Genomic DNA, 13127 nt, shown 5'->3' with positions numbered 1-13127 from the left:
CCTCAAATCAATGCCGCAATCAATGGTCGGGGGTATTGTCGGTGGGGGTTCCAAGAGCCTTTTCCAGCTCCCGTACCCGCTTTTCCAGAATCGCGTTTGCCTGGGTCAGCCGTTTGGATTTTTCGGCCAGCTGGCTGATGGCAATGCTCAGGGACAGCAGCACCAGCAGCACAAAGCAGAACATGAGCATGAATACCAGGTTCACCGGCATTTCCACGCCCATCAGATCCCGCAGTACATATACCACATACGGGAACAGGGCAAACACCAGCAGCACCAGAGAAAGACACAGCCATAATAGGCTGTATTTCACCGTCATTTTGCCGTGCTTGAGCAGTACAAAGATAATGACCAGAAGCACCAAGGCACCCAGGATCATAAAAGCCTGAAATTTATCTGACATAGGGTCACCCCTCAAAATAGTAGTGTGGTAGCCGCAGAAAACGTTACGACCGGTAGTGAATCTTTTTGATGGACAGCCGGTCAATGATCAGCGAGAGAGAAACCTTGATCATGTAGTACGCACTCTTGAAGCTGGAAATGCTGGAAACGCCGCCCTGGCGCTCCTGCATGATCACCGGCGCTTCGCCCACCCGGAAGCCGGCCAGACAGGCCGCCAGGTTGGATTCGGGCTCTGGGTAATCAGCTGCATAGTTCCGGGCAAAATATGCGGTCATAGCCCGCCCGGTGGCGCGAAATCCGCTGGTCACGTCCAGCAGTCGCTGCCCGCAGAGCAGAAAAATCATGCCGCTGAGAAACCGGATCCCCACCCGTCGCATGAAACTGGTCTGAAAGCCTTCGTGACGGATGAACCGGCTGCCGATGCACATGTCCAGTTCGCCGTTCAGCACAGGGGTGACAATGTCCATCAGATAGGCAGGGTCGTGCTGCCCGTCGCCGTCCATCTGCACAGTCACATCGTAGTCGTTGGCAACAGCGTACACATACCCGCACTGGACGCCGCCGCCAATGCCCAGGTTCACCGGCAGGTCCAGATATTCATACCCGTGCTCTTTCAGCAGGGCGGCACTGCGGTCAGTGGAGCAGTCATTGATGACCAGATAATCCACCTGGGGGCACAGCTCCCGCAGACGTTCCACAGTCTTGACGATGTTGGCTTCCTCGTTATAGCAGGGAATCAACACCAGAATCTTGGCTTTGGTTTGCAAAACAACACCTCATGTCTTTATCGGACCCGGGCCAAAACACAGCCGGGTCCGGAATCACGGCTCAGACCGTTCCGTTCAGGATGAATTCTTCCAGCCGACGCAGCAGCTCTGCCCGGCGGTAGTGGGCCAGATAGTATTCCTTGGCCAGACGGCCCATCTCGGCGCGGTCGTCCGGTTTCATGGTATACAACCGGTTCAGGTTGGCGGCCAGGGCAGCAGCATCACAGGCCGGGCTGGAAAGCCCGCCCGCCGCCTGTACGGCGGCAAACCCGGCACCGTCCATGCTGGCCAGCACCGGTTTGCCGGCAGCCATGTAGCTGGCCACCTTGGCGGGCACGGTCAGGCCCAGGTCGGGGGAGTCGGACAGGGAAACGATCAGGGCGTCGGCCAGCTCGGTGAAGCGGGGAATATCCGCTGCCGGCACGCTGCCGTAAAATGTAACGTAGCCCCGGGCATCGTGGGCATCTACGAACCGTTCCAGGGCGGCCCGGCTCATGCCGTCGCCCACCAGAAGCAGATGCAGCTTATAGGCCCCGTTCCGCCGGGCCAGCCCCACCGCTTCAATCACCGTTTCCAGGCTCTGGGCGGGGGTAAAGGTGCCGGTAAATACCAGATTGAACTGTCCGCCGAACTGTTCATGCAGATCTTCGTCCATCAGCGGCTTGGCGTAAAAATCCTCGCAGTATTGCGGGATGACCGCTACCTGAGCGGAACTTTTCCCGGTGCGCTGCATCAGGCGCTGCTGCAAAAGATCGCTCATCGCAATCAGCCGGTCACACCGTTTGTACAGCCAGTCGCTCACACCCTGGGCAATGCCTCGCATCAATTTGTTCTTGACCGGTAAAACACTGTACAGGTTTTCCGGCCAGATGTCCAGCACGTAGTTGGTCAGGGGAATGTGATGCCGCCGGGCATACCGGATGGCCGGCCAGCACATGAGCACCGGGCTGGTGTTGAAGCAGAACACCGCGTCATACCCGCCGGGCAGACGGTTCAGGGCACCGGCGGCATACAGCGGCCAGCTGACATAATTGAGAAAAATATTCACGCTGGTATTGCCGCGGCGGGGCCATTCCTTGGCGCGGAACACCTGGGCAGTTTTGTAATGCTCTTCAAAAGGACCATGGGGGCCGTAGCCGTCGAACCATTCGCCCTTGGGGTAGTTGGGCAGACCGCACAGCACGTCCACCTCCAGCCCGTCGGCCAGAAACCCTTCCACAATGTCGTTGATGCGGAAGTTCTCCGGCCAGAAGTGCTGGGTCACCACCAGAATTCGCTTTTTCGGCATCGGGAAACCCCACGCCCTTTCCTTATTGTTTGCGCCACACCATCTTGTTGACCACACCGGTGTAGCTCTGAATGATCTTCACGACCTTGTTGGACACATCCTCGGTGTAGTAGGGCACCGGAATCCCGTTGTCCCCGTTGGCGTTCATGGCCACGGCGGTGGCCACAGCCTGCTCCACGCCGCCTTCCGCAATGCCGGCCAGCACAAAGCAGCCCTTGTCCAGGGCTTCCGGCCGTTCGGTGGATGTGCGGATGCAGACGGCGGGGAAGGGATGCCCCACGCTGAGGAAGAAGCTGGATTCTTCCGGCAGAGTGCCGGAGTCACTCACCACACAGAAGGCGTTCATCTGCAGGTGGTTGTAGTCGTGGAAGCCCAGGGGTTCATGCAGCTTCACCCGAGGATCCAGGGCAAATCCCATGGCATCCAGGCGCTTGCGGCTGCGGGGATGGCAGGAATACAGAATAGGCATGTTGTAGGTTTCGGCCAGATGGTTGATAGAGGTGAACAGATCGATAAAGTTTTTCTCGGTATCGATGTTTTCCTCCCGGTGGGCGGACAGCAGCATGTATTTGTGCGGCTCCATGCCCAGGCGCTCCAGCACATCGCTGGCCTCAATCTTTTCCAGGTTGGCGTGCAGCACTTCGGCCATGGGACTGCCGGTGACAAAGGTGCGCTCCTTGGCGGTGCCTTCGGCGTTCAGATACCGGCGGGCATGCTCAGAATAGCACATGTTCACGTCCGCAATGTGGTCCACAATGCGGCGGTTGGTCTCTTCGGGCAGGCACTCGTCAAAGCAGCGGTTGCCGGCTTCCATGTGGAAGATGGGAATGTGCAGCCGCTTGGCGCCGATGGCGGACAGGCAGCTGTTGGTGTCGCCCAGGATCAGCAGGGCGTCGGGTTTCTGCTCCACCATCAGGGCATAGCTCTTGGCAATGATGTTGCCGATGGTCTCGCCCAGGTCCTTGCCCACGGCATCCAGATAGAAATCCGGCGCCCGCAGGCCCAGATCTTCAAAGAAAATCTGATTCAGGGTGTAGTCGTAGTTCTGACCCGTGTGCACCAGAATCTGATCAAAATACTTGTCGCACTTCTTGATGACGGCACTCAGCCGGATGATCTCCGGCCGTGTACCGATGATGGTCATAAGTCTCAGTTTTTTCATAGTACAGCAATCCTTGTCATTTTTTATCGCAGACGGTGGGCGCCGGTCAGACGACCTACAAATCCACCGCACAGCGCTGCGGATTTGCGGGATCCACAAAGACGGTCAGATGTCCGTCGGGCGGCAGAATGGGGGCCATCCAATAAAAGCGGCTGCGGCCCGTGTACCTGACACCGTCTACGGTGTAATGAAACCGCACGGAAAAATGCCGCGTGTAAACCACAGGCCCTGAATGGAACAGTACCCCGTTCAGAATGCCCTGTGCCTGGCCGGAAACTTTTTGTCCTTTCCGGAGCAGAACACGGTCTTTGTGCAGGGCGATGGCGTGTACAGACAGCAAAATCACCGCAGGAACCAACAAGACTACGCTCAGAACCACCCTTTCCGGCAGAGGGTCCAGCAGCGCGCCGATGGCACTGATCGCACCGCAGAAGGCAAACAAACTGCCCAGAATGCCCCATCCGGTGGAAAACAACCTGGTGATTGCGTTCCGGACACCCATGAATCGCGTCGCAGACATGCCCAACATCTCTTTTCTCAAATTTCAGGAAAGAAAAATACAGTTACACTTGCATGGCAAAAGTATCGGGATGCTCCGGGTCAAAGGCTTCGTTGGCCCACATCACGGTGACCATCTCGCCGTCACCCACATTCTCGATGTTGTGGGTGTAGCCGCAGGGAATGTCCACCACCTGCAGTTTCTCGCCGGAAACGCGGTACTCGATGACTTCGTCGGAGAAGATCTGCCGGAACCGGATGACCCCCTCGCCCTTGACCACCAGGAACTTTTCGTTCTTGGTGTGGTGCCAGTGGTTTCCCTTGACGATGCCGGGCTTAGAGATGTTCACGCTGACCTGACCGCGCTCCGGCGTGCGCAGGAATTCGGTAAAGCTGCCGCGGTTGTCGCAGTGCATGTTCAGGTCATAGGCAAACTGGTCGGTGGGCAGATAGGAAAGATAGGTGGAATACAGCTTCTTCTCAAAACTGCCGTCGGCCAGGTCGGGCACTGCCAGGGTGGGCAGCCCATCGGTGCCCAGGGCTGCGGCCGCCTTGCCGCCCCGTGCCTTGGCAAAACCCTGAATGGTCTCAGCCAATTGGCCCAGGGTAACGGTGTGTACCGGATGAATGCGGCAGATACTCTGCTCATCCCGCACCGCTTCGCCCTTTTCCATGGCGTCCAGAATGCAGGCCACCACGTCATCAATGTAGACCAAGGGCAGGGAATAGGCGGGGTCCCGCACCTGGATGGGAAGCCCATTGGCCACATTGTGGCAGAAGGTGGCCACCACACTGTTGTAGTTGGGACGGCACCATTTGCCGAAGACGCCCTCCATCCGGAAGACGAACACCGGGGCGCCGGTGCGCTGGCCGTGGGCAAAGATGGCCTGTTCGGCCTGCAGCTTGCTCTTGCCGTAATCGTTATCCAGCGCCGCCTGGATGCTGGAGGTGACCAGCACCGGGGCTTGACTGCCTGCTTCTTCCAGCAAAGACAGCATGGTGTCGGTGAGTCCGGCATTGCCGGTGTAGAATTCACTGGGGTCCTTGGGGCGGTTGATGCCCGCCAGATGCACCACAAAAGCGGCCCGGCGGCAGTATTCCGCCAGGGTCTCGGGGGTGTCGTCCTTCTCGAACAGCATCAGGTCGGTATAGCCCCGGGTTTGCAGGGTGGCCACCAGATTGCGGCCCACAAAGCCGCCCGCTCCGGTGATCAGAATGGGGGATTGCTTGCTCAACTCAGCACTTGCCATCTTTGGCCAGCTCCTCCTTGATATAGTCGGTGGTCTTGATCTTGGCAATGGTTTCTTCCACATTCAGGCGGCGGGTGTTGTGGCTGGTGTAATCCTCGTCCGCCTGGGTGTGCACTTCGCCCTTGATGAAATACTTGTCGTAGTTCAGATCGCGGTTGTCTGCCGAAACACGGAAGTATCCGCCCATATCCTCGCTGCGGGTGCGCTCTTCCTTGGTCATCAGGGTTTCGTACAGTTTCTCACCGTGGCGGGTGCCGATGATCCGGGTGCCGGTATCGCCGAACAGGGTCTGTACGGCCTTGGCCAGATCGCCGATGGTGGAAGCGTCGGATTTCTGGATGAACAGGTCGCCGGGACGGGCATGCTCAAAAGCAAACATGACCAGGTCCACAGCCTCGTCCAGGTTCATCAGGAAGCGGGTCATGTTGGGGTCGGTGATGGTGATGGGGCTGCCGGAACGGATCTGCTCCACGAACAGGGGAATGACCGAACCGCGGCTGGCCATGACGTTGCCGTACCGGGTGCAGCAGATGACCGGGCCGCCGCGCTGGGCGGACACACGGGCGTTGGCGGTGATGACATGCTCCATCATGGCCTTGGAGATACCCATGGCGTTGATGGGATAGGCGGCCTTGTCGGTGGACAGGCAGACAACCCGCTCCACGTTTGCCTCGATGGCAGCGTGCAGCATATTGTCGGTGCCTTCAATGTTGGTGCGCACCGCTTCCATGGGGAAGAACTCGCAGGACGGGACCTGCTTGAGGGCCGCTGCGTGGAAGATATAGTTGACGCCGGGCATCACATCCCGCAGACTCTGGATGTTGCGCACATCGCCGATATAGAACTTGACCTTTTCGTAATGTTCCGGATAGAAGGCCTGCAATTCATGGCGCATGTCGTCCTGCTTCTTTTCATCGCGGGAGAAGATGCGGATCTCCCCGATATCGGTGGTCAGAAAATGCTTGAGGACGGTATGCCCGAAGCTGCCCGTACCGCCGGTGATCAACAGTGTTTTACCTTTAAAAATCGTGTCTGCCATGTCGGCCTCCCTGTTTGTTATCGGATTTATGATTTGCCAAACGGCATAAATTGCCTTTATAATCTTCATAATTCTAACATAAAACAACGGTCTTGAAAAGGCCCCCATCTTGGAAAATGCTTCTTTTTGTGCTACAATGGCAACGGTTTTACAACTTTAGTAAAAAGGAGATTCTGTTTATGCGTGCTTATGAACGCTTCCTGCGCTATGCCCAGGTCTATACCACTTCCGACCCGGACAGCACCAGCCATCCCACCACCGCCCGCCAGCTGGATCTGGCCAACATCCTGCAAAAGGAATTGCTGGACCTGGGGCTGACCGACGCCCGCGTGGATGAACATGGCTATGTGTATGCCACTCTGCCGGCCACGGCCGGATACGAACAGGCGCCGGGTCTGGGCTTCATTGCCCATATGGACACCGCCCCGGACGCTTCCGGCGAGAATGTCCGTCCGCAGCTGCATGAAAATTATGACGGCGGCGATGTGACCCTGCCCGCCACCGGTGCCGTGATGCATGTCAGCGAATTCCCGTTCCTGGCCTCCATGAAGGGCCAGACCCTGATCACTGCCGACGGCACTACGCTGCTGGGCGCCGATGATAAGGCCGGTGTGGCCGAAATCGTGACTATGGTGGAGCGCCTGCAGAGTGAAAACCGTCCCCACGGCAAGATCTGCGTGGCCTTTACCCCGGACGAAGAGGTGGGCCAGGGCGCCGACCTGTTTGATGTGCAGGGCTTCGGTGCTGCCTGGGCCTACACCATGGACGGCGACGACGTGGGGGAAATCAACTACGAAAACTTCAACGCTGCCGGTGCGGTGGTTACGGTGCACGGATTTTCGGTGCATCCCGGCAGCGCCAAGAATACCATGCGCAATGCCCAGAACATTGCCATCGAGTACCACAATGCCCTGCCGGAATTCTCCCGCCCGGAGCACACCGAAGGGTATGAAGGCTTCTTCCATCTTTGCAGCATGGTGGGCGATGTGACCGAAGCCAAGCTGGGGTATATTGTCCGTGACCATGACGCAGCCCGCTTTGAGGCACGCAAATCCCAGATGCAGCACATTGCCGATTGCCTGAACGAAAAGTACGGCGCCGGCACGGTGGAACTGGATCTGAAGGACAGTTACCGCAACATGGTGGAGCAGATCAAGCCCCATTTCCACCTGATCGAAAATGCCCGCAAGGCCATCCAGGCCGCCGGCCTGGAACCCACCGAGACACCCGTCCGCGGCGGCACCGACGGTGCGACTCTTTCCTACAAGGGGTTGCCCTGCCCGAACCTGGGCACCGGCGGATTCAACTTCCATGGTCCCTTTGAGTGCATCACGGTGGAAAAGATGGACCAGGCGGTGGAAGTGCTGCTGAACCTGGCGGATCTGTACAAGGATCACACCTGAGCACGATCACATCCGGCTTGACAATCTCGCATCGGTTTGGTATAATTGTTCTCACCGATGCGGGATTAGCTCATCCGGTAGAGTGACTGCTTCCCAAGCAGTAGGTGGCGAGTTCGAGACTCGTATCCCGCTCCAAAAAGCGCACTGACAGTATGTTGGTGCGCTGTTTTTGTATCAGGATTTCTCTGTAAGGAGGCGTACGGTTCATGTCCTTCGCATTGCCCATCTATCACTGGTTTCACAACGGCAATCCCTATTCCGGGGCGGAAGGCGGCATGCGATTTTTGGTCATGCCGGGCAAAAAGCCGGACCCGGCAGACGAAAGCGGCAAGAAAAAGGTGGAATACCTGACCGCCACCGTGTGGCCGGGCCCCTGGAGCCTGGAACATACAGCTGAGGAAAAGCTGACACAGGCGGAATTTGAGGGCAACCAGAACGGGCTGGACGCAGCCGTGGCCTGGATCAAGGAACGCTATGCCGCGGAACCGGAACGCTGGGAAAACATTTCCTCCATCCTGGATTGCGAGCCGGACCGGTAATTTCTTTACCTTATTATATATAAACAGCAAGAGCGCCGAATCTGATGGCACAGACTCGGCGCTCTTTTTATGCGTGGTTATTCGGCAAACCCAAAGTCCCGGCGGAACTCATCCCGCATGCGCTGCATGGCAGCGGTCTGAACGGGGTCGTTCACCGTACCGAAAGCCCGGACCGGAGAGGCACCGGCGCCATGCGAGCCGCTTTCGCCGAACCGGGCGGTGGTTTCGTTGGCGGGATCGTTCCAGTTGTCCCAGCCGTCCGGATGAATCTCTCCGCTCAGCTGACAATCCAGCCAGAACACCCGGGCGTAGGCGCGCCAGGGACGCCCCAGAAATACGCTTTTGGCGGGGCAGGTTCCCTGCACGGTGCAGTCGGCAAACAGAAAACCGGGCTTTCCTTGGGGCGTGTTGGCAGCGGTGATATAGCTGACCCCGCTTTCGTGTGCCAGAGGAATGATGCGGCAGTGATCAAATACCGCATTGGCTCCGCCGAAAATAAAGTCGATATTGCCGCTGATGATACAGTCGCGGTAATACTGCCTGGTGTCCAGCCGGGGACTGTTTTCCCTGGGACCGCGGAAGCCGTTGGGCTCCCGCACAGCCAGGGGCAGGGGGGACAGAAACAGGGTGTCCTGGTTGCCGTGCAAAGCCACGTCCGTCATGCACACCCGGGTCGCGTCCGCATAGACGGCCAGGGCCTGCCCAGCCTTGGCGCCGTCCCCGGCGGTGTTCTCCACGGTCAGGTGTTCTACCCGGACATTGCCGCCGCCCAAAAACAGGGTCCAACTCCGAAATGTGCCGGTTTTGGCCTCTCCGGGCCAGGGGTCACGGCCGCCCACACCGGCGCTGAACACCGTCCGGTCCATTCCGGCACCGGTGATGATGTAGTCGTCCAATTCCAGAAAAGGCCGTTCGTGATAGACACCGGGCCCGACCAGAAACTGTACCGGCGCTCCGGGGGCCTGTGCTGCCGCTGCTGCGGACAGAGTGGTAAAATCTCCGCTGCCGTCTGCACGGACGGTCACAATCTTTCGTGCCATATCGTTCTCCATGCGAATTCCTTATTCCTCAAAGTATTGCCGGATCAGGGCAATGTCGCTGGCCGCCCGGGCGGGAACCGCTTCTTCCCGCAGCACCGGCAAGGTCTGGGGCAGGGCACGCAGCATGCGGAAGGCACCGGAAAAATCAATGACCGACTCTTCCAGGCTGGTGGACTGGGGCTTCCCTTCCGGCGTAAACGTCTCGCCCTTGAAATGGACCGCCACAAGACGATCTCCCAGCAAAGATCCAACCCGGTCCCAGAGCTGGTCCTGATGGGCCACGGCATCGGCGGTCAGCAGGTTGCCGGCGTCAAAAATCACCTTCAGCGCAGGGCTGGCCATGGTATCCAGAATGCGGCGGGTGGCTTCGGGGGTGTTCATGCTGTGATAGCTCACCGGCTCGATGCCCACGGTCACGCCCAGACGCTCCGCTTCGGGCAGGATGGTTTCCAGGCTCTTGCACAGCAGATACTGGGCCCGTTCCCGGGTAGTGCCGGCAGGCTGCAGGGCCATGTTGGTGGTTTCGGTGCCGATGCATCCGGCGCCCAGCGCTTTGCAGACCGCCAGCTGGCTTTTGAAGTCGGCCGCATTGGCGGTGCGTTTGGCCTCATCGTCCAGAGCCAGCTCTACATAGGTGCCCAGCACCGCCACCTGAATGTGATGACGCTTTCCGGCTTCCACCGTGTCGGCCACCAGCTGCGGGGTCACATCCGCGTAGCTTTTTACACCGGGCACACATTTTTTGTAGGCCAGCTGAACCGCCGCAAAACCGTCGGCTGCCGCACGGGCAAACAGCTCGTCGGGGGTGCCTTGCCCGTAATCGTGCAGACGGGCACCAATCAGAAAGGTTGCCATACAAAATTCCTCCTTTATGACGGAAAGGGATGCTTTACCGCCCGGTCTTTTTGGCGGCCAGAATTTCGGTATAAGCCAGCAGCAGGGGACCGACGCCCTTGGCGTCGTTTTCCACCACGGGTTCGCTGAAATAGTATTCCAGGCTGCCGTCCCGGCGGGTGGCACCGCCCAGACCGGCCACTAGACAGATGCCGGACAGCTGCAACTTTCCGTCGGCGCTCACGCCCAAATGTTTGTCACAGGTGCCGTAGAAGGCTTTTTCGCCGTAGGCGGCGAAGCGCTTGGGCAGATAGCCCAGGCGCACACCCTTGAGCATGGCATAGGCGAACAGGGCGGAACCGGAAGTCTCCAGATAGTTGCCGGGCACGCCGGGTTTGTCAATGACCTGCCAGAACATGCCGGTCTCGCTGTCCTGGAACTTGACCATGGCATCGGCAGCGTCTTTCAGCATGCTCATGATGCCGCGGTATTCGTAGTACAGCTGTTCGTCCATGCGTTCCAGCACGTCCACCATGGCCACCAGGAACCAGCCCATGGCACGCAGCCAGAAGTTGGCGCTGCAGCCGGTTTCGGGGTTGGCCCAGTACATTTCCCGGCTTTCGTCGTAGCCGTGGTAGTACAGACCGGTGGTAGGATCTTTCATGTGCTTCTGGATGTTCATGAACTGGCGGTAACTGTCCAGACAGCCCTTCATGCCGTTGTAGCGGGTTTCGTATTCCATGTAAAACGGCTGGGCCATGTAGGTACCGTCCAGCCAGACCTGCCAGGGGTAGATCTTCTTGTGCCAGAAGTTGCCTTCCTTGGTGCGGGGATGGGTCTCCAGCTGGCTGCGGATGGTTTCGATGGCGTCCCGGTACCGCTGTTCCCCGGTAAGGTCATACAGGGTGAACAGATTCTTGCCCTGGTTGACGTTGTCCAGGTTGTATTCCTCCACACTGTAGGTTTCGATCACGCCGCCGTCCTTGACGAAGTAATCCAGAAAGTTGCGGGAGAAGGTCAGGAACTTTTCGTCGCCGGTGGTCTTGTACAGGCTCAGACAGGCGGTGATCATGCAACCGTCAATGTAGTTCCATTTGTTGGGCTTGCCGCTGCGGACCATTTCGATGTTCCAAAGCGGCGCTGCGGCGGTACTGCCCTCAATCAGGTAATCCACATACTGGCCAAGGGTATCCAGAATTTCTTGGTGGGTCATGGTGCAATCCTCCCTGAAAATTTAATCCTCGGTGAATTCGTCCACATGGGTCAGCTGCAGCCGTTCCCCGGCATAGCCGGTGATCTGAACGTCGTGCAGATGAATCCGGTGCACATTTTCGGCAAAGACAGCCAGCTTGCTGCACGGCTCGGCGTTGCACATCATGGCGGCCTGGCCGCGGCCGGCGTTTTCCGCAAAGCTGATCCGCACATGGCGCATCTCCACGCTTTCGATGGGCTGTTCCGGCAGGCCGCTGAACCAGCATCCGGCATACTGGGCGTCGGTGGCGGTCACGTTTTCCAGTACAAAGCTGCCCAGCCGAGGAGTCATTTCGTCCACGGGCAGGGGATCGTGGCTCTGTACATAGTCGGTCTTGCCGTCGGGGTCGCAGAAATAGAACATGTTGATGACAAAGGGGCTCAGTACGCCGCGCATCTCAATGTCCTTGAAGACCAGGCCGTCGATCACGGCGTTCTTGCCGCGGCCCCGGCGGGTCTTCAGGCGGAATCCCCGGTCGGTCTGGTTCATCAGACACTGTACCACCTGCACGTTGCGCACACCGCCGCTCATCTCACTGCCGATCACCACACCGCCGTGACCCCGGTCCAAAAGACAATTGCGGATGACGATGTTCTCGCAGGGGATGCCCAGGCGCATGCCCATAAAGACCTTGCCGCTCTTGATGGCGATGCAGTCGTCACCAACATGGACGTTGTCGCCGATGATGTTGACATTCCTGCAGGCTTCCGGGTCGATGCCATCGGTGTTGGGGCTGTCCGCCCGGTTCAGGATGTCGATGTTCAGGATGTCCAGATTTTCGGAGTAGGTGGGATGGATGGTCCAGGAATAGCTGTTGCGTACCTTGACACCATGCAGGACCACATTTTTGGCTTTGCTGGTAAAGAACAGCCGGGGGCGCCAGGCGCCGCGGCGCACACGGACGTTGTCGTACCAGTCGCCGGCGTCGGCGTTGGCGTCAATGGTGCCTTCGCCGGTAATGACCACATTTTGGACATTGATCACGTTGATCAGGCCGGCAAAGCAGTCCAGGGGGTTGCCTTCCCAGCTGCCCAGATACTGTTCGTGCACCTCATCGCAGCAAGGCAGAACCCCCGGCAAGATGGGGTACTGGCTGCGATCGGTGCCGCCCAGCAGGGTGCAGCCTTTTTCCAGATACAGGGTGATGTCACTGCGCAGAAACAGGCTTTGGGTGCGGTAGGTGCCGGCGGGTACGTACACCGTGCCGCCCGGCGGGCAGGTGGCGATGGCGGCCTGCAGTTTGGCGGTGTCATCGGTCACGCCGTCGCCGGCCAGTCCATAGCGGGATGCATCCACAAAAGCGGTTTCCGTCTCAGTGTGGAAAGTGAGGAGAGCCGTTTCGGAATCGCCCTGCACGGAAACGGTGTATTCGCGGCCGGGTTCCAGTGCATACAGGGAGAAAACATTCGTTTTGCAATCTTGCAGCACGGCCTGCCCGTTGAGCAGCACCGTGTAGGGGGCGGGAGAGTAATAGCAACTTTTGTTGCTAATCTCAAATACGGCGCTGCGTGTCATGGCGCGAAGAAGCTTGATCTGCATAAGGGACCTCCCGATTGAAAAATGATTTGCAAAGCAGCAAAAATTGTGCTATTGTTTAGAAAACGACAAAAATGAACCGCAGTTTTGCAGCGGGAATAAGGAGAGAAGTGATCT

The 13127-nt window shown here is 58.5% G+C and carries 13 protein-coding genes and 1 tRNA gene; 3 read left to right on the top strand and 11 right to left on the bottom strand.

The window, feature by feature from the left end; genetic code table 11:
- Positions 1-19: 19 nt before the first annotated feature.
- From H6B15_RS02005 to H6B15_RS01975, 7 genes are all read right to left on the bottom strand, one after another.
- Positions 20-403 carry a DUF2304 domain-containing protein gene (locus H6B15_RS02005; protein WP_204645500.1) on the bottom strand — a complete coding sequence of 128 codons (384 nt, stop codon included), beginning with the start codon at positions 401-403 and terminating at the stop codon, positions 20-22.
- Positions 404-446: 43 nt separating this feature from the next.
- Positions 447-1169, bottom strand: coding sequence for a glycosyltransferase family 2 protein (locus H6B15_RS02000; RefSeq protein WP_204645498.1), 723 nt, complete (start codon positions 1167-1169; stop codon positions 447-449).
- Between the two features lie 61 nt (positions 1170-1230).
- Entirely contained in the window at positions 1231-2457 is a 1227-nt protein-coding gene (locus H6B15_RS01995) for a glycosyltransferase family 4 protein (protein ID WP_204645496.1), read from the bottom strand.
- Between the two features lie 22 nt (positions 2458-2479).
- Positions 2480-3619 carry a non-hydrolyzing UDP-N-acetylglucosamine 2-epimerase gene (gene wecB / locus H6B15_RS01990; RefSeq protein WP_204645493.1) on the bottom strand — a complete coding sequence of 380 codons (1140 nt, stop codon included), beginning with the start codon at positions 3617-3619 and terminating at the stop codon, positions 2480-2482.
- Positions 3620-3674: 55 nt separating this feature from the next.
- On the bottom strand, positions 3675-4139 hold the full coding sequence (locus H6B15_RS01985) for a DUF3592 domain-containing protein (RefSeq protein WP_204645485.1): 465 nt from the start codon (positions 4137-4139) through the stop codon (positions 3675-3677).
- 43 nt (positions 4140-4182) lie between these two features.
- Positions 4183-5367, bottom strand: a complete 1185-nt coding sequence (locus H6B15_RS01980; RefSeq protein WP_204645483.1) for an NAD-dependent epimerase/dehydratase family protein — start codon at positions 5365-5367, stop codon at positions 4183-4185.
- The gene (locus H6B15_RS01975) at positions 5354-6406 is read right to left on the bottom strand and encodes a polysaccharide biosynthesis protein (protein ID WP_207751465.1); all 1053 of its coding nucleotides are present in this window, start codon (positions 6404-6406) and stop codon (positions 5354-5356) included. The genes H6B15_RS01980 and H6B15_RS01975 overlap by 14 nt, the downstream gene beginning before the upstream one ends.
- Positions 6407-6585: 179 nt before the next feature.
- Between H6B15_RS01975 and pepT the strand changes: the two genes are divergently transcribed.
- From pepT to H6B15_RS01960, 3 genes are all read left to right on the top strand, one after another.
- The gene (gene pepT / locus H6B15_RS01970; RefSeq protein ID WP_204645481.1) at positions 6586-7809 is read left to right on the top strand and encodes a peptidase T; all 1224 of its coding nucleotides are present in this window, start codon (positions 6586-6588) and stop codon (positions 7807-7809) included.
- 59 nt (positions 7810-7868) lie between these two features.
- Positions 7869-7944 (top strand) — tRNA-Gly (locus tag H6B15_RS01965).
- A gap of 71 nt (positions 7945-8015) precedes the next feature.
- A complete protein-coding gene (locus H6B15_RS01960; protein WP_204645480.1) occupies positions 8016-8348 on the top strand; it encodes a hypothetical protein in 333 nt (110 codons plus the stop codon).
- Between the two features lie 77 nt (positions 8349-8425).
- On the opposite strand, the gene H6B15_RS01955 is transcribed toward H6B15_RS01960, so the two are convergent.
- The 4 genes from H6B15_RS01955 to H6B15_RS01940 are packed head-to-tail and all read right to left on the bottom strand — an operon-like array spanning position 8426 to position 13013.
- Positions 8426-9388: a pectinesterase family protein gene (locus tag H6B15_RS01955; RefSeq protein ID WP_204645478.1), complete on the bottom strand. Its 963-nt coding sequence runs from the start codon at positions 9386-9388 to the stop codon at positions 8426-8428.
- A 21-nt stretch (positions 9389-9409) separates the two neighbouring features.
- Positions 9410-10243, bottom strand: coding sequence for a sugar phosphate isomerase/epimerase family protein (locus H6B15_RS01950; protein ID WP_204645476.1), 834 nt, complete (start codon positions 10241-10243; stop codon positions 9410-9412).
- Positions 10244-10277: 34 nt separating this feature from the next.
- Complete coding sequence (locus H6B15_RS01945) at positions 10278-11435, bottom strand: glycoside hydrolase family 88/105 protein (RefSeq protein ID WP_204645475.1); 1158 nt, start codon at positions 11433-11435, stop codon at positions 10278-10280.
- A 21-nt stretch (positions 11436-11456) separates the two neighbouring features.
- Positions 11457-13013 (bottom strand): glycoside hydrolase family 28 protein, encoded by a 1557-nt coding sequence (locus tag H6B15_RS01940; protein WP_204645474.1) that lies wholly within the window; start codon positions 13011-13013, stop codon positions 11457-11459.
- Positions 13014-13127 lie beyond the last annotated feature (114 nt).

The organism is Gemmiger formicilis (genome assembly GCF_016900095.1).
In the GTDB taxonomy this organism is placed as follows: Bacteria; Bacillota; Clostridia; order Oscillospirales; family Ruminococcaceae; genus Gemmiger; species Gemmiger formicilis_A.
The sequence above is the reverse complement of the archived record's forward strand: the minus strand, read 5'-3'. Positions and strand labels throughout refer to the sequence as shown.

What these genes read in the sequence shown, in the direction of transcription:
- H6B15_RS01980 (WP_204645483.1), bottom strand. Translation starts at nt 5,367, where the DNA reads ATGGCAAGTGCTGAGTTGAGCAAGCAATCCCCCATTCTGATCACCGGA.
- H6B15_RS01950 (WP_204645476.1), bottom strand. Translation starts at nt 10,243, where the DNA reads ATGGCAACCTTTCTGATTGGTGCCCGTCTGCACGATTACGGGCAAGGC.
- H6B15_RS02005 (WP_204645500.1), bottom strand. Translation starts at nt 403, where the DNA reads ATGTCAGATAAATTTCAGGCTTTTATGATCCTGGGTGCCTTGGTGCTT.
- H6B15_RS01995 (WP_204645496.1), bottom strand. Translation starts at nt 2,457, where the DNA reads ATGCCGAAAAAGCGAATTCTGGTGGTGACCCAGCACTTCTGGCCGGAG.
- H6B15_RS01985 (WP_204645485.1), bottom strand. Translation starts at nt 4,139, where the DNA reads ATGTCTGCGACGCGATTCATGGGTGTCCGGAACGCAATCACCAGGTTG.
- H6B15_RS01945 (WP_204645475.1), bottom strand. Translation starts at nt 11,435, where the DNA reads ATGACCCACCAAGAAATTCTGGATACCCTTGGCCAGTATGTGGATTAC.
- H6B15_RS01955 (WP_204645478.1), bottom strand. Translation starts at nt 9,388, where the DNA reads ATGGCACGAAAGATTGTGACCGTCCGTGCAGACGGCAGCGGAGATTTT.
- H6B15_RS01960 (WP_204645480.1), top strand. Translation starts at nt 8,016, where the DNA reads ATGTCCTTCGCATTGCCCATCTATCACTGGTTTCACAACGGCAATCCC.
- H6B15_RS01975 (WP_207751465.1), bottom strand. Translation starts at nt 6,406, where the DNA reads ATGGCAGACACGATTTTTAAAGGTAAAACACTGTTGATCACCGGCGGT.
- wecB (WP_204645493.1), bottom strand. Translation starts at nt 3,619, where the DNA reads ATGAAAAAACTGAGACTTATGACCATCATCGGTACACGGCCGGAGATC.
- pepT (WP_204645481.1), top strand. Translation starts at nt 6,586, where the DNA reads ATGCGTGCTTATGAACGCTTCCTGCGCTATGCCCAGGTCTATACCACT.
- H6B15_RS01940 (WP_204645474.1), bottom strand. Translation starts at nt 13,013, where the DNA reads ATGCAGATCAAGCTTCTTCGCGCCATGACACGCAGCGCCGTATTTGAG.